Here is a 22,676-nt window from a genome sequence, read left to right on the forward strand (position 1 = left end):
TGGCGCAGACACTGCCCGGCACTTCGCCACTCGCCTCGAGGAGGGGCGCGTGACCTCGTCGGAATCGCCGCGGTCGGCGTCCGCGCACGTCTCGACCTGGAAGTTCGACTACCCGATCTTCCACGCCGAGACCCGGGCGCAGTGGCGGACCTGGCTCGAGCACAACCACGCGTCCGTTCGCGGTGTGTGGTTGTGCTCGTGGCGTACCGGTGTCGAACGCCCACGCTGCCCGTACCCCGAGGCGGTCGAAGAGGCCATCTGCTTCGGATGGATCGACTCCACCACCACCGTGTTCGACGACGAGCGCGGCTTGCAATTGTTCACACCACGTCGCGCCAAGAGCGCGTGGACCCGGCTCAACCGCAGCCGCGCGGCGGATATGGAGAGCCGTGGCCTCATGACCGACGCGGGCCGCCGCGCCATAGCGGCGGCGCAGGCCAACGGTTGGTGGACCATCTCCGACCAGGTCGAAGACCTGCGGGAGCCGCCCGAACTCGCGGCGGCACTGGACCTGGACCCGCCTGCTCGCGCCACCTGGGACCGATTCCCGCCCAGCGCGCGCAAGATGATGCTGTGGTGGATCGTCAGCGCCGCCCGAGAAGCAACACGCGCGGATCGGATCGCGCAGGTCGTCGCCGAGGCTCGGGACGGTCGACGCGCCCGCGGGTGACCATTGCAGATGGTGTAGGTGTCATCGCCCGGCGCGGTCACCATAGCTCCAGGCGTGGCTCCACAACCGCGGCTGTCGCAGTTCGTCCCGTGCGCCTCCGGATGGGGCGTCGGTGACGATTTCATGCGCCCGGATCTCGAAGCTGGTTCTTCATGATCTTGCCGGTGGCGTTGCGGGGGAGGTCGTCGCGGAAGTGGATGTGGGCGGGAATCTTGAAGGCGGCGAGTCGTTCTCGGCACCAGGTGCGGATCCGTTCGCCGGTGAGCGTGCTGTCGGTGGTGCGGACAATGTAGGCGGCGCCGACCTCGCCCCAGTGTGGGTGCGGTGTTCCGATGACCGCGGCGAGGACGATCTCGGGGTGTCGGTAGAGGACGTTCTCCACCTCGGCCGGGTAGACGTTCTCGCCGCCGGAGATGTACATGTCCTTCCAGCGGTCCACGATGTGGAAGATCCCGTTCGCGTCGACCAGGGCGGCGTCGCCGGTGCGCAGCCAGCCGTCGAGGGTGAGGGCGGCCGCGGTCTGTTTCGGCTTGTCCCAGTAGCGGGCCATCGTCATGGGGCCGCGGATCCACAGTTCTCCGGTGGTTCCGGCGGTGACCTCGTTGCCGTCGGCGTCGCGGATGCTCGCGCGCGCGTGTAGTACCGGCACACCGACACCCGCGCCGGGGTTCGCGCGCGGCGGCATGAACAGCAGCGTGGAACCGGCCTCGGTGGCGCCGTAGACGGGCATCATGGCGATGCCGCGGCCGCGCCAGGTGGTAATCATGGCGGGCGGGACGGGCGAGCCGCCCACCGCCACGTGGACCGGCCGCAGGTCGACATCGGCGAACTCGGGTAGAGCGGACATGAATTGGAACATCGTGGGCACGCCGCAGAAGTGCGTGACGCCGAGGCGGTGGTCGGTGAACAGTCGCAGGGTTTCGGCTGCGTCGAAGGTTTTCATGAGCAGGACCGTTCCCCCGTGGGTGAGGGCGGGGGTCGCGTAGAGGTGCAGTCCGGCGACATGGAAAGTGGGTAGGACCGTGAGGACGACCGAGTCGGGGCCGATCGCGGCGGTGAGCGCGGAGTTGTCGATATTGGCGAGGGTGGAGCGGAAGGTGTGCACCGCTCCCTTCGGCCTGCCGGTGGTGCCGGAGGTGTAGATGATGATCCAGGGCGTGTCGTCGTCGAAGTCCTCGCGCGGCGCGCCGGGCGTCGAGTCGCGGATCGCCACCTCGTAGGTGTCGGGGTCGCAGCCCCAGTGCAGTGTCGCCATGGGGCGGTCGGTGAGCAGGGCGCGGGCGGTGGCGGCGTTGTCGGCGTCGTGGCAGAGCAGGACCGGGGTGCAGTCGGCGATGATCGCCGCGAGTTCGTGCGGTGTCAGTCGCCAGTTGAGGGGGACCATGATCGCGCCCGCGGCGGCGCAGGCGTAGAGGATCTCGAAATTGTCGGCGCTGTTGTGGGCGAGTACGGCCACTCGGTCGCCGCGGCGGATGCCATGGTCGAGCAGCCAGGTGGTGAGACGCGCTATGCGGTCGTAGAACTCGGCGTAGGAGCGTCGTATGCCCGTGGCGAGTTCCTCGAGGGCGATCTTTCCGGGCGTTCGTCGCGCCTGGTACTCGATCCAGGTCGCCGGATGGGAGGACCGATATTTCCGGAGTTCGGGAAAATCAGCGCCGTTCGAAGATGTGTCCATCGACTGTCCTCGTGTGTCTGCCGTTCGAAGTAGGTGAGAAGTGCTCCGATGCGGGCGCACCACCCGTGTGGGCGGCCGCCCTGAGATATCCCGACCGGTCGAGCCGGACGCCGCGACGGTGCCTACCACCGCGAATGTCGGGCACGGACGGCGGCGGAGCAAGGTCGCGTTCCATCGAGCGGAACGCCGGAAAACGGCGGGCGCAGGCCGCGATCCTCGCTCTGGTGTCGGACGTTCCGCTGGGCGGAACGGCTCGGTGCGACGTGCCGGTACACCGCCGATGATGGCGCGACATGGATCTGTTCGAAGGTTTCGATCAGCGGCGGGTGCCGACCGGCGACGGCGTCGAGATCAATGTGCGCACCGCCGGTGGCGGCCCGCCCCTGCTCCTGTTGCACGGCTATCCGCAGACGCATGTCGCGTGGCACAAGGTCGCGCCCGCCTTGGCTCGTTCCTTCACCGTGGTGATTCCCGATCTGCGCGGGTACGGCGACAGCGGCAAGCCGGACGACGATTCGACCGCTTCGGCGTATTCGAAGCGGGCGATGGCTCTCGACCAGGTCGAAGTGATGCGGGCGCTGGGGTTTTCGCGTTTCGCCGTCGCCGGACACGATCGTGGCGGCAGGGTGGTGCACCGGCTGTGCCTGGACCATCCCGAGGCGGTGTCGGCCGCCGCCGTCCTCGATATCGTGCCGACACGCCACGCCTACGCGACGGTGGGACGGGAGATGGCTTCGTCGTATTTCCACTGGTTCTTCCTGGCGCAGCCCGGTGGTCTGGCCGAGCGGCTGATCGGCGCCGAGCCGGATCTGTGGTTGGAGCGCATGCTCGGTGTCCAGCAGGGATACTTCGATCCCGCCGCGCTCGCGGAGTACCGGCGGTGTTTCCGTGATCGGGACACCATTCGCGCGTCCTGTGCGGATTACCGCGCGGCGGCCGGTATCGATCTCGAACACGACGCCGCCGATGCCGAGCGCAAGCTCTCGTGTCCGCTCTTGGTTCTCTGGGGCGCTTCAGGTTTCGTCGGGAACTACTACGACCCGCTCGCCGCGTGGCGCGTGGTCGCGGATCGGGTCGAAGGGGCCGCGCTGCCCTCGGGGCATTTCCCGTGTGAACAGGCTCCGCGAGAGACCTCGGCCGCGCTCATCGATTTCTTCTCCTGACGCGCGGAGCCCCGTTCTGATCGACTCGTGGGTGGCGCGCTCGACGGCGCACCACCCGCGAAAGTTCAGTCGACGGGAACGTCGACCAGCTGTGACGAGGGTCGGTGCGCGGTGGTTCTTTCCTTCGACAGGTACACCGCGAGCGCGGAGACGAGGGTCAGGGCGATGAAGTAGCACGCGATATTGGTAGTGCCGGTCTCGTCCGCGAGGAAGAGCCAGTTGGCGATCAACGGCGCCGTGTCCGCGCCGAGTACCGAGCGGAGGTGGTGATTCGGACCCGGCGCCGAGGCGGAGAAGCTATGGCCTGCGGGAGGTTTCAGATATTCGGCGCGGGAGGCGGTTGCGGCGATCCCGGGACGACCTCGACCACGGTGGAACCGAACTGGCGGACCTGGGGGATGGTGGTGACCATATGGGCCACAACGCGTTCGGTCAGGCAGATGTGGCGGTGGGCGACGTCGCCGGGGAAGCGGACGAAATCCCCGGCGGCGAGGTCGACGGCGTCATCGAGCGGGCCGGTCCGCAGTTTGCCGGTGATGACGTAGATGTGGTGCAGGGTGCCGGGCGGATGGGGCTCGATGATCGGGGGCTGCTCGGTGGTGCGCTCGATCCGCAGCACCAGTGTTCGGACGTGCCCCGAGCCGTAGGTGTCGTCGAGCATGCGTTCGGCGCGTCCGTCGATGTCGGTCCAGATGCTGTCGGCGCCGCGCTGGACGTAGACGGGGGTGCCCCATTCGGTGAGCAGCCGCCGGGTGGAGACGTCGAGCGCGGCGCCGAGTTGCGACAGGGTTTCCACGGTCGGGTTGCCGATGCCCTGTTCGATCTTGGACAGGGTCTGTTTGGACAGCCCGGAGCGGCGCGCCAGGTCCCCGAGGGACATGGCGCGCTCCATGCGGTAGCGGCGCACGTTGCGGGCGACGAGTTCGTTGTCGCTGGTCGGTCCGTCGCTTCCGGTACGCATGTCGTCATTATCGACGAACACCCGGTGCACGAGACTCACGGCGTTCCCGTCGTGCTCACGCGGGCCGCGTCGGGGCGCCGTCCGTCGGAGCCCGCTGTGCTCCGACGATGTCGAGGGCGATGTCGACGATCATGTCCTCCTGTCCGCCGACCAGACCGCGGCGTCCCACTTCGAGCAGCAGCGTGCGCGCGTCGACACCGTAGCGGGCGGCCGCGTTCTCGGCATGGCGCAGGAACGAGGAGTACACGCCCGCGTAGCCGAGGGTCAGGGTTTCGCGGTCGACCTGCACCGGGCGGTCGCGCAACGGCCGGACCAGGTCGTCGGCGGCGTCCTGGAGGGCGAAGACGTCGCAGTTGTGCTTCCAGCCGTTCAGGTCGGCCACCGCGATGAACGGCTCGATCGGGCAATTGCCCGCGCCCGCACCCTGACCCGCGAGGGAGGCGTCGACGCGGGTGACGCCCTCCTCGACGGCGACGACGCTGTTGGCCACCGACAGCGACAGGTTCTCGTGGGCGTGGATGCCGATCGCGGTGTCGGCGTCGAGTACGTCGCGGTAGGCCCGAATCCGTTCGCGCACACCGTCCATCGTCAGGCGGCCACCGGAATCGGTGACGTAGACGCAGTGCGCCCCGTAGGACTCCATGAGCGCGGCCTGTTCGGCCAGCTTCGCCGGTTCGGCCATGTGGCTCATCATCAGGAAGCCGGACACGTCCATGCCGAGTTCGTGCGCGGTGGCGATGTGCTGGGCGGAGATGTCGGCCTCGGTGCAGTGGGTCGCGATTCGCACCGAGCGCACGCCGAGGTCGAAGGCGCGGCGCAGGTCGGCGATGGTGCCGATGCCGGGTAGCAGCAGGGTGGTGAGCACGGCGTCGCCGATGGTCGCCGCGGCGGCCTCGAGCCATTCCCAGTCGCTGTGGCTGCCGGGACCGTAGTTGACCGAACCGCCCGCGAGTCCGTCGCCGTGGGCGACCTCGATGGCGTCGACACCCGCCGCGGCCAGCGCGGCGACGATGGCGCCGACGTCGGCGGGTTCGATGCGGTGCCGGATGGCGTGCATGCCGTCACGCAGCGTGACGTCCTGGATGTAGAGCTGCCGGTTCATGGCCGCACCTGCGCGATCTGTCGGGCGGCGGTGCGCGCGGCGACGGATTCGGCCACGCGCAGCGCCGCGGAGGTCATGATGTCGAGATTGCCCGCGTAGGAGGGCAGGTAGTGCGCGGCGCCCTCGACTTCGAGGAAGACCGAAACGCGGGTGGTCACCGGGCCGCCGTGCGCGCCGGTCAGGGTGTGCACGGGTTCGTCGCTGCCGACCTCGGCGAACTGGACCTGCTGCTTGAGCCGGTAGCCGGGCACGTAGCGGGCCACGCGCTCGACCATCTCGGTGATCGAGGCGCGGATCGCGTCGTGGTCGGCGTCGCCGACGAGGCAGAACACGGTGTCGCGCATGATGAGCGCCGGTTCGGCCGGGTTGAGGATGATGATCGCCTTGCCGCGCGCCGCGCCGCCGACCGATTCGATGGCGTGCGAAGTGGTCTCGGTGAATTCATCGATGTTGGCGCGGGTGCCTGGGCCCGCCGACTTCGAGGCGATGGAGGCCACGATCTCGGCGTAGTGCACCGGGGTGACCGCGCTGACGGCGGCGACGATCGGGATGGTGGCCTGCCCGCCGCAGGTGACCATGTTGAGATTGTCGGCGCCGAGGTCGAGATGGTGGTCGAGGTTGACCGGCGGCACCACGAACGGGCCGATGGCGGCGGGGGTCAGGTCGATGAGCTTCTTGCCGTGCGGGCGCAGCTTCTCCGCGTTGACCAGGTGCGCCTTGGCGGAGGTCGCGTCGAACACGATGTCGATGGCATCGAAATTCGGCAGTGCGATCAGTCCGTCCACGCCATCGGAGGTGGTCGGGATGCCGAGGCGGCGGGCACGGGCCAGTCCGTCGGATTCGGGATCGATGCCCACCATCGCGCCCACTTCCAGGGTCTCGGACAGCCGCAGCACCTTGAACATGAGATCGGTGCCGATATTGCCGGTGCCGATGATGGCGACCGCGGTCTTGCCGGTCATGCGCGCTCCTTTCGGGAGAAGGTCGCCGATACCGAGCCGAACGGTTCGATGAAGGCTTCGACGTGCGTGCCCGGCGGGGTCGGCGCCATCGGGCCGAGTGCGCCGGAGAGGATGATCTGACCGGCGCGCAGCGGGTCGCCGTATTCGCGGGCGGTGCGCGCCAGCCAGGCCAGCGCGTTGAGGGGGTCGCCGAGGCAGGCGGCGCCGTCGCCGGTCGACACCTCGACGCCGTCCACCGTCATCCGCATGGTGACCTCGCGCGGCTCGACCTCGTCGAGCGTGAGGCGGGTGTCGGCCAGCACGAACAGGCCGCTGGATGCATTGTCGGCGATGGTGTCGGTGATGGTGATATTCCAGTCGGCGACCCGGCTGTCCACGATCTCGAGCGCGGCGACGGCGTAGTCCACCGAGGCGCGGATCCGGTCGGGTTCCAGGTCACCTTCGGCGAGGTCGGCGCCCAGGACGAAGGCGATCTCGGCTTCGGCCTTCGGTTGCAACAGCCGCTCGGAGGGGATCTCGGCGGCGCCGGTGAGGTCCATGTCGGCGAACAGGACGCCGAAATCGGGCCGGTCGACGCCGAGTTGGCGCTGCACCGCCGGGGAGGTGAGGCCGATCTTGCGGCCGACGATCCGCGCGCCGTCGGCGAGGCGGCCCCGGGTCAGTTCGGCCTGCACGGCGTAGGCGGCGGCGAGGTCGTCGGGGGCGAACAGGTCACGGATCGGGGTGACCGGGATGCCCGAGAGCGTCGCCGCGCGCAGGTGCTCGGCGGCCCGCAGGACCGTCGGGGTGTCGATTGCGCTGGTGTTCACGATGTTTCGGCTCCTCTTCTCATCGACGGGCGGCGGTGGTCACCGCGAATCCGGCGATCCATTCCGGAATCGCCTCGTAGAAGCGGTATTCGAGCTCGTAGTCCCCGCCCGCGGCGAGCGCCGCGTATGCCGCGATCCAGGTGCGCACCTCGTGGGCCGAGCCGCCGCCCTCGCGGGTCATCCAGTCCACGGTCCAGTCGTCGAAGTCGGCGAGCGCGTTGTCGCGCAGCAGGTCGAGCAGGTGGTTGTCCCAGTCGGGATTGATCGGGGTCATGGTCGCGGCGCCCGCGGCGTAGTCGCGTCCGGCCTGCACCACCCGCTGTTCGCCCTTTGCCCGCTGTTCGGGGGTCGGCGGATGGCCTTCGATCAGGGCGTCGGCGACCCGGGGCGGCGCGCCTGCCAGTACCGGGACCGGCGGGTCGTGCGAGAGTCCGCCCGAGCCGAGGAACAGCACGCGGCGGTCCAGGTCCGCGGCGGCCTGGCCGATCGCGGTGCCCAACGCCCGAATCCGGGCGACCGGGCCGAGGGGAGTGGCGACGCCGTTGATGAAGACCGGCACCACCGGAACCTTGTCGATGCCGTCGAACAGCATCTCCAGCGGCTGGGCGAAGCCGTGGTCGACGGTCATGCGCGAGGACACCGTGAGATCGATGCCGCGCGCGAGCACGCCCGCCGCGAGTCGCTCGGCGGCGGCGGTGTCCACCGACAGCGGCCCCGCCGACGAACCGAAGTCGCCGACCGCGTGCGCCGCGGTGGCCAGGCAGAACGGCGGCATCTCCTTGTAGAAGAACCCGTTGTAGTGATCGGGCGCGAACAGCACGACCAGTTGCGGGTCGAACCGCGCGATGAACTCCCGCGCCGTCGCGACGGCCTCGTCCACGCGTTTCAGCACCTCGGGCGCGGGATCGTTCTTGCCGATGAGTGGGGAGTGGGACAGGCCGACGGCCGCGGTGGACACAGATGCCTCCTGATGCTCGTCGCGGGTCACGACTGCGGGGCGGGCGGGTGGATGACGATCTTGCCGGTCAGCGAGCCGTCGATCATCAGCTGGAATCCCTTGTGGATATCGCTCAGCGGCAGGGTGCGGTCGATGACCGGGCGCACGCCGGTGGCCTCCATCATCCGCAGCATGGCGACCAGTTCGCCGCGCGTGCAGCCGGTGGAGCCGAGAATGCGCTGCTGCAGGTAGAAGATCCGGTTCAGCGCCGCCGACGGGTCGCCGCCGCTGGTCGCGCCCGCCACCACGATCGCGCCGCCGGGGCGCAGCGACTTCAGGGAGTGCTCCCAGGTCGCCGCGCCGACGGTCTCGATGACGATGTCGACGCGTTCCGGTAGTCGTTCGCCGGTGGGCAGCGCGGCGCGCGCGCCCCAGGCCACCGCGGCGTCGCGCTTGTCGGCGCTGCGACTGGTGGCGTAGACGACGGCGCCCGCGGCGGCGGCGAGCTTGATGGCCGCCGAGGCGACGCCGCCGCCCGCACCCTGCACCAGGACGCGGTCGCCGGGGCGGATCTCGGCCTTGGTGAACAGCATTCGGTAGGCGGTGGTCCAGGCCACCGGCAGGCAGGCGGCCTCGTCGAAGGACAGCCAGTCCGGCTTGGGCACCAGATTGCGGCGCGGGACCGCGACGTATTCGGCGAAGGTGCCGTCGTACTGCTCCGACATGAGCGCGCGGCCGGGATCGAGGGTCTCGTCGCCGCCGCCGGCGTCGGGGTCGGCGATGACCGGGTGCACGATGACCGGGTTGCCTTCGCTGTCGTAACCCGTTGCGTCGCAGCCGAGCACGATGGGCAGCCGGTCGGCGGGATGGCCGACCCCGCGCAGGGTCCACAGGTCGTGCATGTTCAGGGAAGAGGCCACGACCCGGACCAGGGTCCAGCCCGGTTCCGTACGCGGCAGGTCGACGTCGTGCACCACCAGACCCGAGAGCGGGTCGTCGGCGTTCTGGGAGAGGGCCTGTGCTGCGAGCATGGACTCACCGTCCCCCGCGACGCGGGCACTCGGACAGTGGCCGTTCCGTCCTGCGGCACGGTAGCTGGAATCGGTGCGCCGGGTCCGGCTTGCTTGATGGCATGACCTCCACCGTCGAACCCGTTTCCGGTCGCGACCCAGCCTGCGCGACGCCGTGCGGGGCGTTACGGCGTCCCGCCGAACTGGTCCGGTCCATCGATGTGTCCGGGCTGGTCGACGCACACGGTGGTTTGCTGGACCGCGCGATCTTCACCGACGAACAGCTGTACCGCCAGGAACTGCGCCGGGTGTTCGCGCCGAGTTGGCTGTTCCTCGCGCATGCGGATCAATTCCACAAGCCGGGGGACTTCTTCACCACCTACATGGGTGCGGATCCGGTGATCGTGGTGATGGACAAGAGCCGCCGGGTGCGCGCCTTCCTCAACTCGTGCCGCCATCGCGGGGCGCGCGTGTGCCGCGCCGATGTCGGCGCGACCCGCAACTTCACCTGCACCTACCACGGCTGGGCCTACGACCTCGAGGGCAAACTCGTCTCGGTGCCCAACCGCGAGGGCTATCCGGACTCCTTCGACACCGCCGACTGGGGTCTGGTCGAGGTGCCGAACGTGGACTCCTACCGCGGCCTGATCTTCGGCACCTGGAATCCCGAGCCGGTCGGGCTGCGCGACTATCTCGGCGATATGGCCTGGTACATGGACGCCATGTTCGATCACGACGACGAGGGCACGGTCGTGGTCGGCGGGGTGCACAAGTGGGTGCTCGACGGTAACTGGAAGCTGGCCGCCGAACAGTTCGCCACCGACTGGTACCACGTCAACATGAGTCACGCCTCGGCGCTGATGGTGCTCTCGCCGAGCAAGAATCCCAAGACCGAGATCGTGCACCGTGCCGGTCGCCAGTATGTCGGCAACGGTCACGGCGCGGGATTCCCCGTGCACCCGAAGAACCGGTTCAACGCCAGGACCGTGCACGACTGGACCGACTACGCGGCGCTGCGCGAACGGCTCGGCGACGCGCGCGTGGAGGGCCCGCTCACCGACGGTCACGCCACCGTGTTCCCGAACTTCTCGTATCTGCCGGTGATCGGCACCATCCGGGTCTGGCATCCGAAGGGCCCCGACCGCATGGAGGTGTGGTCGTGGACCGTGGTCGACAAGTCCATGCCGCCGGAAGTGCGTGAGGCACAACGGCTCTACAATCTGCGGACCTTCGGTCCCAGCGGCATCTTCGAGCAGGACGACGGGGAGAACTGGAGTGAGGTACAGGCCATCTCGCACGGATTCATCACCAATACCGTGCCACTGAACTACCAGATGGGGCTGGGATCCGAACGCGAGGACGGCCGCTATCCCGGCCTGACCAGCGAACTCTACAGCGACGCCGCGGGCCGCGCCTTCTACGCGCACTGGCGCGATCTGATGAACACCCCGGCCTGGCACGAGGAGCGGAACCGTTGAACACCACCGGAATACGAGTCGCCGCACTCGAGGACATCCCGGTCGGCGAGGGTATCGCGATCGACAAGTCGATCACCGGCACCGAGGACAATGTGGCGCTGCTGCGCGACGACGACGGCGCCGTCTACGCCCTGGACGACACCTGCCCGCACGAGGTCGCGTCACTGGCCGAGGGGTGGGTCGAGGACGGCTACGTCGAATGTCCGCTGCATTCGAGCAAGTTCTGCTTGAAAAGCGGTGCGGTGCAGTGCCTGCCCGCCACCGAGAACACCCGCCCGCATCGGGTCGAGGTCCGCGAGGACGAGGTGTTCCTGTTCCCGAATCAGGCGCCGTGATCGCGAATGTGGCGATCGTCGGGGGCGGCATCGCCGGGGTGAGCGCCGCGGCCGCGTTGCGGTCGGGCGGGTTCACCGGCGAGATCACCCTCGTCGACGCCGGGGAATTCCCCTACGACCGGCCGCCGCTGTCCAAGGACTTCCTGTCCGGCCGTAAGTCGTTGTCCGACATCGCCTTGCAGCCCGACGACTGGTACGACCGCAACAAGGTGCGGCTGCTGTCCGGGCGCACCGCGACCGCGCTGCGGCCGGGAACCGGACAGGTCGAACTGTCCGACGGCACCGCCGTGACCGCGGACCGGGTGGTGCTCGCCACCGGCGGGCACGCCCTTCGACCGCCGATCCCCGGCGCCGACGGCGCGCGCGTGCATCTGCTGCGCACCGCGCGGGACGCGGACGCGCTGCGGGCGCGGTTGACCCCGGGCGCACGGGCTCTGGTGGTCGGTGCGGGTCTTATCGGCGCCGAAGTCGCCTCCACCGCAAGGGATCTGGGTTGCGAAGTGGTCATGGTCGACCCGGTCTCGCCGCCGCTGGCCGCCGCCGTCGGCGCCGATCTCGCGCGCTGGCTGCACGAACAACACGCGATCCGAGGTATCCGCACCGAGGCGACCACCGTGCGTTCGCTGCGCGAGTCCGGCCCGATCGTGCACGCCGAATTCGGCGACGGCACCGGCGAACACGCCTTCGACGCGGTGCTCCTCGGGGTCGGCATGGCGCCGGACACCGCATTGGCGCGGGCCGCGGGCCTCGACGTCGATCGCGGCATCCTCGTCGACGACGCGCAGGTCACCAGCAATCCCGCTGTCCTCGCCGTCGGTGACAGCGCGCGGGTGCGGCGCGGCGGTGAAGTGCTCGCGCGCACCGAGCACTGGGAGGCGGCGCAGCGCGACGGCGGCCGGGCCGCGGCCGCCATCCTCGGCACGGCGCCGCCCGCCGATGGCGCGTCCTGGTTCTGGACCGACCGCCACGGCGTGCACGTCGAAGTGGTCGGGTACCTGGGCGTCGCCGAATCCGTCGTGGTGCGAGGGGAATTCGGTCCCGAGCCGTTCTCGGTATTCGGACTCGTCGGCGACCGGGTGGTCGCCGCGGCGGCGGTGGGCGACTCCGGCGCGGTACGGGCCGCGCGCAGGCTGATCGACCGCGGCATCGCCGTCGACCGGGAACGGCTGACCGACCCGTCGGTCGACCTGAAGAAGCTGGTGCGCGGGTGACGACGCCCGGCGCAGTCCTGGAGAAGGGATACCCCAGACCGTGAGCACATCCGCCGCATACGCCTGCACCGGCGTCCGCGCCGACCGGGACACCCACTTCGAGGTCGAGCAGTTCTACTACCTCGAGGCCGAACTGCTCGACGACGGCCGCTTCACCGACTGGCTCGACCTGCTCGCCGACGACCTCGAGTACTGGATGCCCACGCGCACCAACCGGCTGCGCCGCCAGCAGGCCCTCGCCATCGCCGCGCGCGGTGACGCCGCCTACTACGACGAGACCAAGGAGAGTCTGGCCTGGCGCATCCGCCGCTTCGACTCCGGCATGGCATGGGCCGAGGACCCGCCGTCGCGCACACGGCACCTCGTGACCAATGTCGCCGTCCACCATGTCGATCCGGCCGAGCACCCCGAATTCGGCGCCGAGGATCTGGTGGTCCGCTCGGCCTTCCTGGTCTACCGCAACCGACTCGAACGCGAGGAGAACGTCTTCGCGGGCGGGCGCACCGACATCCTGCGGCCCGCCGGGGCATCGTTTCTCCTCGCCCGCCGCACCATCCTGCTCGATCAGAACATCCTGCAGGCCAAGAACATCTCCACCTTCTTCTGACCCCGAAAGGCGGAAGCCTGTGTCCGACACCGACACCGACGTCTTGTTGCAGTGGCATGAACTCGAACTCACCCGACGCAGCGTCGAGACCGACAACGGTCCGATCGCCGTCGCCGAGATCGGCACCGGCCCGACATTGGTCATGCTGCACGGCGGCGGCCCCGGCGCGTCCGGGGTCTCCAACTATCACCAGAACCTGCCCGCGCTCGCGCAGCGGTTCCGCGTGATCCTGCCCGACCAGCCCGGATTCGGCGGCAGCTACCGGCCGACCGAAGCCGACCTCGACGCGCGCTCCATCACCGAGATCACCGTCGACGCCCTGTTCCAGACCCTCGACGCGCTCGATGTCGACCGGTTCCACCTGCTCGGCAACAGCCTCGGCGGCGCGGCCGCGATCGGCATGGCCCAGACCCGGCCCGCCCGGGTCTCCGGCCTGGTGCTGATGGCGCCCGGCGGGGGCTGGCTGTCGTTCGGGCCGACCCCGACCGAGGGCCAGAAGGAGATGTTCCGCTACTACAACGGCGGCGGCCCGACCGAGAAGAAGATGGCGAACTTCATCCGCACGATGGTGTTCGACCACGAGCAGTTCGGCGCCGAGGTCGTGCGCGCCCGCTACGAAGCCTCCCTCGACGAGAGCCACATCGCGTTCTACCACCGCTACAACGCCGCCTTCGGCAAACGTCACGGCATGGACCCGCTGTGGCGCGAACTGCACAAGATCACGGCGCCGACCCTGTTGCTGTGGGGGCGTGACGATCGCACCATCACCCTGGACGGCGCGCAGATCATGCTCAGGAACATCCGCGACGTGCAGATGCACATCTTCGGCAACTGTGGGCACTGGGTCCAGCTCGAACGCGCTCGCGAATTCGAGCGCCTCGTCACCGACTTCCTCGGCGAGTTGTCGTGACCGGCTGGCTCGACGGCTACGTCGCACTGGTCACCGGCGGCGGCTCGGGCATCGGCCGTGCGGTCGCCGAACGTTTCGTCGCCGAAGGCGCCTCGGTCGCCATCCTCGGCAGGAACCTCGAGCAACTCGAGAAGGTCGTCGCCGACAGCCCGGACCCGGACCGCGTGTTCGCCGTCCGCGCCGATGTCCGTGACGCCGACGCGCTGCACGCCGCGGTCGCCGACACGGTCGCCCGGTTCGGCAAGCTGGACACCCTGGTCGCCAACGCCGGAATCTGGGATTACAAACGTGCCCTCACCCGCTTGGACGCCGCCGAACTGTCGACCACCTTCGACGAACTGTTCGCCGTCAACGTGAGGGGGTACCTGCTTGCCGCCGAAGCCTCGTGGCGCGAACTGGTGAAGACCAGGGGCAGCATCGTCATGACCCTGTCCAATGCCTCGTTCTACGTCAACGGCGGCGGCCCGATCTACACCGCGAGCAAACACGCCTGCCTCGGGCTCATGCGCGAATTGGCCTTCGAACTCGCACCGAAGGTCCGCGTCAACGGCGTGGCGTGCGGTGGCATGAAGACCGATCTGCGCGGGCCGGAGTCATTGGAGATGCAGGGCCGGTCACTGGCCGCCTCGTTCGACAAGCGTCCCGACGACCTGCCCCCGCCGCCGATTCCGTTGCACGACTCGAGCACTGATCCCCGCGACTTCACCGGCTCCTACGTCCTGCTCGCCTCCCGTGCGCAGAGCGGCCCCATCACCGGCCAGGCGATCTCGGTAGACGGCGGTATCGGTGTCCGCGGCTTCGGGAGCGCGGCGGGCGGCGACCACCTGTAATCGACACGCACACCCGGAGTTCGAGGAGAACGATGATCACGGCCCATCCGGCCAATTCCGGCGCCGCGACGGATACCAACCCTACCCACGCGATCCGCACCAACGCCCGCTACCAGCCCGAGGTCACCGCCGTGCACTACGCGGGCGGCGACCTCACCTACGCCGCACTGAACGACCGCGTGGCGCGCCTGACCACCGTGCTCGCCGAGCACGGCATCGGCGACGGCGACCGCGTCGCCTACCTCGGACTCAACAGTCCGGCCTTCCTGATCACCATGTTCGCCGCCATGCGGCGCGGCGCGATCTACGTCCCGCTCAACTTCCGCCTCGCCGGTCCCGAGCTGGTCGCCGTGCTCGAGCGCAGCGGCGCCACGATCATCGTGTGCGAGGAAGGCCACCGCGAAATCCTCGACGGCGTCGCCGACCGGACACCGCTGAAAGGATTCCTGCTCGTCGACGACGATCCGGAGACGCCCGCCGCCCGCGTCGCCGGGCCGTGGCGGGCGTGGTCCGCGCTACTGGACGCGGCGAAACCGGCGGACGCCGCGCCCGCGCGCGGATTCGACGACCCGGCCATGATCATGTTCACCTCGGGAACCACCGGACAGCCCAAGGGCGTGATCCTCACCTACGGCAACCTGTGGTGGAACGGGATCAATGTCGACGCCCGTTTGGACACCCGCCGCGGCGACATCACCCATGCCGTCGCACCGCTGTTCCACATCGGCGGACTCAACGCCCTTGCCCTGCGCACCCTGGTCCGCGGCGGCACGGTGGTACTGCGCCGCGGCTTCGATCCCGCCGGATTACTGCGGGATCTGCTCGAATTCGGCGTCAACTCGCTGTTCGCGGTGCCCGCGATGCTCGCCGCCCTCGCGCGGGTGCCCGGCGTCTTCGACCGTCCGCTGCCCGCGCTGCGCACCGTCGTCGTGGCCGCGGCGCCGGTGCCGCCGTCGCTGATCGAGCTCTACGCCGAACACGGCGTCACCCTGCAACAGGCGTGGGGCCTGACCGAGACCGCGCCGTTCGCCACCCACCTGCCCGTCGAGCGCACCGTCGACAAGCTCGGCTCGGCCGGAATCCCCATGGCCCACACCGAAGTCCGCGTCATCGAACCCGGCACGGGTGCGGTCGTGCCCGAGGGCGTCAGCGGTGAGATCGTCGTGCGCGGCCCCAACGTCACCCCCGGCTACTGGAACAACCCCGCCGCCACCGCAGCGGCCTTCGACGACGAGGGCTGGTTCCATTCCGGCGACATCGGCTATCTCGATGCCGACGGCTACCTGTTCATCGTCGACCGGCTCAAGGACATGATCATCAGCGGCGGGGAGAACATCTACCCCGCCGAGGTCGAGCGCGCCTTGGCCGACCTGCCCGGCCTCGTCGACGTCGCGGTCGTCGGCGCCGAGGACCCGCGGTGGGGCGAGACGGTCGTCGCGGTCGTCAGCGCGGGCGAGGACACCGCACTCACCCTCGAACTCGTGCGCGATCACGCGGCCGCCACGCTGGCGCGCTACAAATTGCCCACCCGCCTCGAGCAGGTCGCCACCGTGCCGCGCAATGCCTCGGGCAAACTCGACAAGCGCGCCATCCGCGCCATGATCGCCGAAGGCGGGAGCGGGCAGGCGTGAGAACCCCGCCGCTGCCTGTCCCCGAACTGCCGTCGCCCTGGCACGGTGAGGCGCTCTCCCGCACCCCGAGCCGCGTCGAGCTCGCCGTGCGCGACGACGACGGACACACGGCGACCGTGCGGCTCCAGCGCTGCACGGTCGGGCGGTTGCGCGACGCCTACCCGGTCGCGGCCAACGACGTGGACCTCGAGATCACCGATGTCGACTCCGCGGCCGTGCGGGCGGAACTGCTCGGCGCGGTGATCGCCGCGATCCACTCCGCCGACCCGCGCTGTCGGCGGGTCGTCGTCCCCTTTCCGGCGGCCGCGGCCGACGATATCGCCGCCGCGCGGGAGGTCGGGTTGCATCCGGTGGTGGAGGTCGATGTTCCCGGTGGCGAGTTGGCGCTGCTCGTCGCCGTACCGGCGTGGGTGCGCGCCGGCGACGAGGAGGCGGACCGCGTACCGGGGGCTTGATACTCGTATGTCACTTATATTTGACGGTTCGTCACTCTTGACCATTGGTGCGAGTGGCGACCATCATATGTCACATATAAGTGCCGTACTGGTGCACTGAAAGTGACAGTACGGCTTCGAGCAAGAGGAAGCCGTTATGCCGACGTCTACTGCCGAACCACTTCGCGACGACCGCGCCGCCGTCGACAAGGCCATCAGCCTGCTCGCGGCCTTCGACTACCAGTCCCACACCGGCATCGGGGTCAGCGAACTGGCTCGGCGAGCCCAGCTCAGCAAGTCGACCGCCTTCCGCGTGCTGGCCCTGCTCGAGCGCAACGACGTGGTCGAGCGGGTCGGCACCGGTTACCGCCTCGGCGCCCGCCTGCACCGACTCGGGCAGGCCGCCTACACCCCCGAGAACGAGCGCACTCGGGATCTGCTGCTGCCGTACCTGACCGACCTCTACGAATCCACCCACCACACCGTGCATCTGGCCGCGCTCCATGGCACCGAGGTCGTCTACCTCGCCAAGCTCTACGGCCATCGCAGCGTCGCCGCCCCCTCCCGCATCGGCGGCCGACTGCCCGCCCACGCCACCGCCGTCGGCAAAGCGATGCTGGCCTATCACCCCGTCGCCGCCACCCGAGCCGGGACCGAACCCTTGGCCGCGCTCACCGAATGGACCATCACCGAAACCGCGCACCTCGAGCGGGACCTCGGCGAGATCCGCCGCCGCGGGATCGCCCTGGATCACCAGGAGAGTCGAGCGGGACTGACGTGTATGGCGGCCCCGATCCTCGACCGTCGCGGACGGCCGCTCGCGGCGCTGTCGATCGCCGCTCCCGCCGGACATCTCGACACCGCCGCGCTCGAGCCGCGCCTGCGCCGGACGTGCACCGCCGCCGCCAGAGCGCTGCTGCGACTCGAACCCGCGGCGGTCGGCGGGCGCTGAACCCGCTGCCTGCGGGCCGATGCCGCCGTTCCGCCTGACGGAACGCGAGCTACGCCACAAACCCGCGGCCGAGTGACAGTGTTCACAGCAGATGCGCTGCGCATCGCTCGTCCGCGACACCACGTCCCCGCGCAGCGACCGGGCGGCTCGACCGCCGGGAGAACACGGGATCGGCACGGTACGGATCCGCGGACACCACGGATACCGACGGCGTTGGGCCGCCGGTAGCGGATCAGGAAGGGTCCCTCAGCGGTGAGGGAGGCAATGACGTCACTCTTCACGCGTGTCCGCCGAGTAGCCACGCTCGGCATCGCCGCAACTCTGTTCCCCACGTTGACCGTGCTCGGCCCCGCAGGTCACGCCGCCGCCGATGTCCAGGTGCTGCACGACCTGTCCCGCTCGACCGCGGCCCGCGCCACCTGCGCGCCGGGCTCGAGCCCCGAAACCGGGCTGCAGGGCGACGTGCCCGTCGCCGACCGCGACAACGGTCGCAGCACCAAGGGCTACACCTGCAACATCACCCGCGTCGGAAGCTACGGCGGCTACGGCGGCGGCGTGGTCTCCGGGGTGTTCGACACCTGCGCCTACATCGGCAGCTTCATTCCCGGCAGCTTCCACGGCCCCGCCGTCGGCGTCCAGGTGCTCGACATCGCCGACCCCGCCGACCCCGTCCTCGCGGGCGCGCTGACCGAACCGGCGATGCTCGCGGGCACGTGGGAATCGCTCAAGGTCCACACCGGCCGCAAACTCCTCGTCGCCGCCGGTGCGCCGTTCCTCACCGGCGCGGGACTGATGTCGGTCTACGACATCTCCGACTGCCGCAACCCGCGACTGCTCAACACCGGCGCGGGCTCCTCGCTGTCGCTGCCGCTGCCGATCACCGCCCACGAAGGCGGCTTCTCGCCCGACGGCAACACCTACTGGTCATCGGGCACCGCGCCCGGCCTGGTCAGCGCCGTCGACCTGCGTGATCCCACCCAACCGAAGGTCGTCTGGCAGGGCATGCCGGGACCTTCCATGCACGGGATGGGTTTCAGCCCCGACGGCAACCGCATGTACCTCACCAACAACCTGGGCGGGGTCACCATCATGGACATCTCCGCCGTGCAGCGCCGCGACCCCGATCCCTCGGTGCCGATCCTGTCGGAGACCACGTGGACCGACGGCTGGGCCACCCAGCACGCCATCCCCGTGACCTACGGCGGCACACCGTATCTGTTCGCCCCCGACGAAGCGGGCAGCGGCGGCGTCAAACTCGTCGACGTCTCGAACGAAGCCCGTCCGCGCGTGGTCAACTCCATCAAACTCGAGATCAACCTGCCCGAAAACCTGGACACCGCACTGGCATCCAGTATGGGCGGCTCGATCTTCTCCTACGACCCGCACTACTGCTCGGCCGACCGACCCGCCGACCCCACCGCGCTGGCCTGCGGCTGGTTCGGTTCGGGCATCCGCGTCTTCGACGTCCGAGACCCCTTCCACGTCAAGGAGATCGCCTACTACAACCCGCCCGCGCGCAAGAACGACGCCGACGCGATCGTCAACTCGGCGCACAAGACCATGTCGGTCATCGGTGCGCCGATCCTCGGCACCGGCGCGATCATGCAGGCCATCGCCGCAGGCGTCTTCGACCCCGCTCAGGCGTTGAGTTCACGCACGGGCCAGGTCGTCTTCGGCGACATGTCCACCGACTGGTGCACCTCACCGCCGCACTGGCGCGCGGACCAGCTGTGGGTCAGCTGCAACGACAACACCTACAACGTGCTCGCGCTCGACCCGGCCGTCTACGCCCCGCCGTCGAACCAGCAGACCGCCATCGGCTCATGACCGCGCGCGCCATGGTGACCGCCGCCGGACTCACCGGCCTTGCCGTGCTGCTGCTTGTCCTCGGCGCGGCCGCGCGGCCGCTGGTCACCGATGACCGAACCCCCGCCGAGCCGGTGCTCAACCCCACCGAGACCGGCTTCGCCCAGGACATGCTCGCCCACCACAACCAGGCGCTGATCATGATCTCGCGGCTGGACCCCGGCGCCGATTCCGCGGTGCTTGCCATCGCTCGCCAGATCGAGACGGTGCAGCGCGGCGAGATCGGCCAGCTGACCGGTTGGCTGCGCCTGGCGGGTCGGCCTTCGGTCAACCCGACGCCCATGTCGTGGATGCACCGGCCCGATCCGACCGCGGCCGACCATCACCACGACGCGAAGTCCACCGATGTCACGGTCCACGACACCGCCATGCCCGGCATGGCGACCTGGCAAGAACTCGACGCCCTCGCCGCCGCGCGCGGTCAGGAGGCGAGTGTGTTGTTCCTGCGCCTGATGCAACGCCACCACTACGGCGGCATCGAGATGGCCCGAGCCGCCGACCTGCTCCTCGACGGCGGCGTCATCGAACAGACCGCACGCGACATGATGAGCAGCCAAGGCCGGGAAGCCGGACTCATGGGGGTACTGCTCGACTCGCTCAGCCAACGCCGCTGAACGGGCCGCGCGCCCGAAATCGACCCGAGGACAACGATGTTCCGCCCAACCCGCGGTCCACACCCGACCAGCGGCGGACGTCGCCCTCGACTCCTACCGGTGCCCGGACAACGGTGACGTGTGGCTGTATTCGATCGCCGGTGGCGGCCACACCTGGCCCGGCGGCCGATCCGGCGTGCTCCCACCGCGGATCGTCGGCGCGACCACCACCGCGATCAGCGCCAACTAGATCATGTGGGACTTCTTCCTGGTGCATCCGCATCAAGCGCCCCGCACCCGCTGACCCGGCGATCCCGCCGAAACACCGCCCTCTCCAGGAGGTTCTCCGATGCCACCACCGACCGCCACCGTGATTCGTCGGTCGACTCGTGCCGCGCGGACATGAGATGGCCCGCTCCGAATCTCCCCGCTGCGCCCGCGCCGTCGGACGCGGCGGTATCGGGTCCGTCGAACACAACTCGCTCGCGCTGCCGTCCTCCGACGGCGAAGAGCGCGCGACTCTCGCCGCGCTCACCCGATACTGTCTCGAACTCCCCGAGGACGGTCTTCGCGATCGTCGAGCACCGGCCCGACTGGCGCACCTCGACTACATCGCCACCCGGTGCGCGCGGGCGTCCGTGCCGCTGGACTCGAGCGTGCACGCCGTGCACAGCGCCTTCGGCTCGAAGTGGGACCGAATGCTGAGATCACCGTCGGCGCCGCCGCCGACGGTCGACGTCGGCGCCGTGTTCGCGCACACGACAGATCTGCTCCGGGCCGTCATCACCGCCGTGACCCTCGCGTACATCCGCGCCGAACGCGACGCGATCGCGGCCACGCGCCAACGCCCCGAGGCGGTCGCGGTGGCACTGCTCAGCGGCGGCGCGACCGCGGCGGCGGTACGAGAACACGGATATCGCCTCGCTTCCCGCTACGTGATCCTCGCCGTGCACATCGCCGCCGGTTCCGACGCGAGCGCCACGACCGGAGACGCCGTGACGACGGGCGCCGACCGGGTCCGCCGGATCAGGACGGAACTGGCGCGCCGCTGCGACCGTCACCACATGGCACTGCTCAGTGCGATCGGAGGCACGATTCTGTTGCCCGGCAACAGGGTCGGCGATCTCGACCAGTTGGTCGGCAACCTGACCTCGGCGGCCGACGCGGATCTGACCGTATGCGCGCTCGCCGCCGATACGCGCGATATTCCGGAGGCCGCGGAGGAAGCGCACCGGTTGTTGGACATGGTCACTCGGATCGGCTATCCCCGCGGCCTCTACCGCTACGAGCACATGCCGATGGAGGTGCAACTCTCCCGGCCGGGGCCGGGCCGCGACAGCCTCGTCGCGATGCTTTCCCCGCTCCGCGACCACGGCGACCTCATGGATTTCCTGCATGCCCACATGATCACCGGACTGGATCGGCATGGCCTTTCCGAACGCTTCGGCATCCATCCGAACACCGTCGACAACCGATTCAAGCGAATCGCGCGCCTCACCGGATTGGATCCGGCCTCCGGTGACGGCGCGTGGAAACTGCGTTCGGCACTGATCGCGGATACCTATCGGCCACCGGATTCGCCCCGACCCGCCCTTCCACCCGCGGAATCGCTTTCCGCGGGTCGTCGGGGCGACTGAGAGGCCGTGTCGGGCAAGGATCCGATTGCCGCGGGCTCTCATCGCTCGATGGTGCGCGTCATCGTGCCCCGAGTTTGATGTACCAGTAGGCCATCGTCGCGCCTTCGGAGTGCCCGACGAGGGCGACCTTCGGCGCACCGGTCGCCTGCCGGACCCGGTCGACGAAGGCGTCCAACGTCGCGGCGCTGATCCGCATCGAGGTGATGCCGCCGACGAACGCGTCCGGGTTCCCGTCGGGGGAGCCCTAGGTGAGTGCGAAGACGCAGTATCCGTTGTTGGCCGGCAACGGTCCGTAGGTCTGCCAGTTGTCGTTGCGGTTGGCGAGGAAACCATGGATCAGGATCACCGGTTCCGGATGCTCGGGCGTCGGCCTGCACGACCAGTCGTTCGTGCCGGGCGGGCTTGCGGCTCCACCCTGCAACGCGCCCTGGATGGCATCGATGAGGAAATGCTGGGGCACGGGATACGGTGTCGCGGGCGGCGGGTCGGCGTGCACGGTCGCGGCGAGCCCGCCGTGCAGCACCGCGGCGAGGGCCGCGACAGCCGCCACGCCCCAGCGGTGACGGCGTTTCCCGGTGGAATTCTTCATGCCCGAACTATGCGAGAGGCCGCGAGCGGGACCACGACGCTTCCGGACATTTCGGATTGTTCACACACCTCGGTATGGCACGACACAGTGCGAGCGTCGCAGCGCGTGTTCCCGCCACGTCACGATCCGTAGCGGCTGTTCGATCACCGCGGGACTCCTCGGGACACTCGCGCGATCGACTTCTCGAAAATTCCACAGCGGCAACGGGTTACGCCTCTACTGGGATGCGACCGACCAGTCCGCCCGAGACGAACGGCGCAGGTCGTGCCGACTCGCACAGTCCTCCTCGGTGCAATGGGATTTGACAGCCGGGC

24 protein-coding genes are annotated in these 22,676 nt (G+C 69.4%); 14 read left to right on the forward strand and 10 right to left on the reverse strand.

What is annotated here, in order from left to right:
• The first annotated feature begins 49 nt into the window (after positions 1-49).
• Positions 50-670 (forward strand): YdeI/OmpD-associated family protein, encoded by a 621-nt coding sequence (locus IT779_RS38900; RefSeq protein WP_196152136.1) that lies wholly within the window; start codon positions 50-52, stop codon positions 668-670.
• 121 nt (positions 671-791) lie between these two features.
• Here IT779_RS38900 and IT779_RS26470 read toward each other — a convergent pair whose 3' ends face one another.
• On the reverse strand, positions 792-2,345 hold the full coding sequence (locus IT779_RS26470) for a class I adenylate-forming enzyme family protein (RefSeq protein WP_196152137.1): 1,554 nt from the start codon (positions 2,343-2,345) through the stop codon (positions 792-794).
• Positions 2,346-2,638: 293 nt separating this feature from the next.
• On the opposite strand from IT779_RS26470, the gene IT779_RS26475 reads away from it, so the two are divergent.
• Positions 2,639-3,508 carry an alpha/beta fold hydrolase gene (locus tag IT779_RS26475; RefSeq protein ID WP_196152138.1) on the forward strand — a complete coding sequence of 290 codons (870 nt, stop codon included), beginning with the start codon at positions 2,639-2,641 and terminating at the stop codon, positions 3,506-3,508.
• A 65-nt stretch (positions 3,509-3,573) separates the two neighbouring features.
• Here the strand turns inward: IT779_RS26475 and IT779_RS26480 are convergent, their stop codons facing one another.
• The 7 genes from IT779_RS26480 to IT779_RS26510 form a co-directional block, all read right to left on the reverse strand.
• A complete protein-coding gene (locus IT779_RS26480) occupies positions 3,574-3,738 on the reverse strand; it encodes a hypothetical protein (RefSeq protein ID WP_232542111.1) in 165 nt (54 codons plus the stop codon).
• Positions 3,739-3,824: 86 nt separating this feature from the next.
• Positions 3,825-4,469: a helix-turn-helix domain-containing protein gene (locus IT779_RS26485; RefSeq protein ID WP_196152139.1), complete on the reverse strand. Its 645-nt coding sequence runs from the start codon at positions 4,467-4,469 to the stop codon at positions 3,825-3,827.
• 55 nt (positions 4,470-4,524) lie between these two features.
• Positions 4,525-5,571 carry a 4-hydroxy-2-oxovalerate aldolase gene (gene dmpG / locus IT779_RS26490; RefSeq protein WP_196152140.1) on the reverse strand — a complete coding sequence of 349 codons (1,047 nt, stop codon included), beginning with the start codon at positions 5,569-5,571 and terminating at the stop codon, positions 4,525-4,527.
• Positions 5,568-6,533, reverse strand: a complete 966-nt coding sequence (locus IT779_RS26495) for an acetaldehyde dehydrogenase (acetylating) (protein WP_196152141.1) — start codon at positions 6,531-6,533, stop codon at positions 5,568-5,570. Before IT779_RS26495 ends, dmpG begins: the two co-directional genes overlap by 4 nt.
• Positions 6,530-7,342, reverse strand: coding sequence for a 2-keto-4-pentenoate hydratase (locus IT779_RS26500; protein ID WP_196152142.1), 813 nt, complete (start codon positions 7,340-7,342; stop codon positions 6,530-6,532). The genes IT779_RS26495 and IT779_RS26500 overlap by 4 nt, the downstream gene beginning before the upstream one ends.
• A gap of 19 nt (positions 7,343-7,361) precedes the next feature.
• Entirely contained in the window at positions 7,362-8,300 is a 939-nt protein-coding gene (locus IT779_RS26505; protein WP_196152143.1) for a 3-carboxyethylcatechol 2,3-dioxygenase, read from the reverse strand.
• Positions 8,301-8,326: 26 nt separating this feature from the next.
• Positions 8,327-9,310, reverse strand: a complete 984-nt coding sequence (locus tag IT779_RS26510) for a zinc-binding dehydrogenase (RefSeq protein ID WP_196152144.1) — start codon at positions 9,308-9,310, stop codon at positions 8,327-8,329.
• 287 nt (positions 9,311-9,597) lie between these two features.
• Here IT779_RS26510 and IT779_RS26515 point away from each other — a divergent pair, with 287 nt between their 5' ends.
• The 12 genes from IT779_RS26515 (at position 9,598) to IT779_RS26570 (ending at position 21,773) form a co-directional block, all read left to right on the forward strand.
• A complete protein-coding gene (locus IT779_RS26515; RefSeq protein ID WP_196152236.1) occupies positions 9,598-10,767 on the forward strand; it encodes an aromatic ring-hydroxylating dioxygenase subunit alpha in 1,170 nt (389 codons plus the stop codon).
• Entirely contained in the window at positions 10,764-11,102 is a 339-nt protein-coding gene (locus tag IT779_RS26520) for a non-heme iron oxygenase ferredoxin subunit (protein ID WP_232542112.1), read from the forward strand. The genes IT779_RS26515 and IT779_RS26520 overlap by 4 nt, the downstream gene beginning before the upstream one ends.
• Complete coding sequence (locus IT779_RS26525; RefSeq protein ID WP_196152237.1) at positions 11,102-12,313, forward strand: NAD(P)/FAD-dependent oxidoreductase; 1,212 nt, start codon at positions 11,102-11,104, stop codon at positions 12,311-12,313. The genes IT779_RS26520 and IT779_RS26525 overlap by 1 nt, the downstream gene beginning before the upstream one ends.
• Positions 12,314-12,353: 40 nt before the next feature.
• A complete protein-coding gene (locus tag IT779_RS26530; protein WP_196152145.1) occupies positions 12,354-12,920 on the forward strand; it encodes a 3-phenylpropionate/cinnamic acid dioxygenase subunit beta in 567 nt (188 codons plus the stop codon).
• Between the two features lie 46 nt (positions 12,921-12,966).
• Positions 12,967-13,830, forward strand: a complete 864-nt coding sequence (locus IT779_RS26535; RefSeq protein WP_196152238.1) for an alpha/beta fold hydrolase — start codon at positions 12,967-12,969, stop codon at positions 13,828-13,830.
• A complete protein-coding gene (gene hcaB, locus IT779_RS26540) occupies positions 13,827-14,660 on the forward strand; it encodes a 3-(cis-5,6-dihydroxycyclohexa-1,3-dien-1-yl)propanoate dehydrogenase (protein ID WP_196152146.1) in 834 nt (277 codons plus the stop codon). The genes IT779_RS26535 and hcaB overlap by 4 nt, the downstream gene beginning before the upstream one ends.
• 32 nt (positions 14,661-14,692) lie before the next feature.
• The gene (locus IT779_RS26545; protein WP_196152147.1) at positions 14,693-16,291 is read left to right on the forward strand and encodes an AMP-binding protein; all 1,599 of its coding nucleotides are present in this window, start codon (positions 14,693-14,695) and stop codon (positions 16,289-16,291) included.
• Positions 16,288-16,746: a hypothetical protein gene (locus tag IT779_RS26550; RefSeq protein WP_196152148.1), complete on the forward strand. Its 459-nt coding sequence runs from the start codon at positions 16,288-16,290 to the stop codon at positions 16,744-16,746. The genes IT779_RS26545 and IT779_RS26550 overlap by 4 nt, the downstream gene beginning before the upstream one ends.
• A gap of 136 nt (positions 16,747-16,882) precedes the next feature.
• Positions 16,883-17,677, forward strand: a complete 795-nt coding sequence (locus IT779_RS26555) for an IclR family transcriptional regulator (RefSeq protein WP_196152149.1) — start codon at positions 16,883-16,885, stop codon at positions 17,675-17,677.
• Positions 17,678-17,941: 264 nt separating this feature from the next.
• Positions 17,942-19,504, forward strand: a complete 1,563-nt coding sequence (locus IT779_RS26560) for an LVIVD repeat-containing protein (RefSeq protein WP_232542113.1) — start codon at positions 17,942-17,944, stop codon at positions 19,502-19,504.
• Positions 19,501-20,157: a DUF305 domain-containing protein gene (locus IT779_RS26565; protein WP_196152150.1), complete on the forward strand. Its 657-nt coding sequence runs from the start codon at positions 19,501-19,503 to the stop codon at positions 20,155-20,157. Before IT779_RS26560 ends, IT779_RS26565 begins: the two co-directional genes overlap by 4 nt.
• A gap of 386 nt (positions 20,158-20,543) precedes the next feature.
• Complete coding sequence (locus IT779_RS26570) at positions 20,544-21,773, forward strand: PucR family transcriptional regulator (protein ID WP_196152151.1); 1,230 nt, start codon at positions 20,544-20,546, stop codon at positions 21,771-21,773.
• A gap of 58 nt (positions 21,774-21,831) precedes the next feature.
• Here the strand turns inward: IT779_RS26570 and IT779_RS26575 are convergent, their stop codons facing one another.
• On the reverse strand, positions 21,832-21,969 hold the full coding sequence (locus IT779_RS26575) for an esterase/lipase family protein (RefSeq protein ID WP_196152152.1): 138 nt from the start codon (positions 21,967-21,969) through the stop codon (positions 21,832-21,834).
• 48 nt (positions 21,970-22,017) lie between these two features.
• Complete coding sequence (locus IT779_RS26580) at positions 22,018-22,362, reverse strand: lipase family protein (protein ID WP_196152153.1); 345 nt, start codon at positions 22,360-22,362, stop codon at positions 22,018-22,020.
• Positions 22,363-22,676 lie beyond the last annotated feature (314 nt).

The organism is Nocardia bovistercoris (assembly GCF_015674855.1).
Classification (GTDB): Bacteria; Actinomycetota; Actinomycetes; order Mycobacteriales; family Mycobacteriaceae; genus Nocardia; species Nocardia bovistercoris.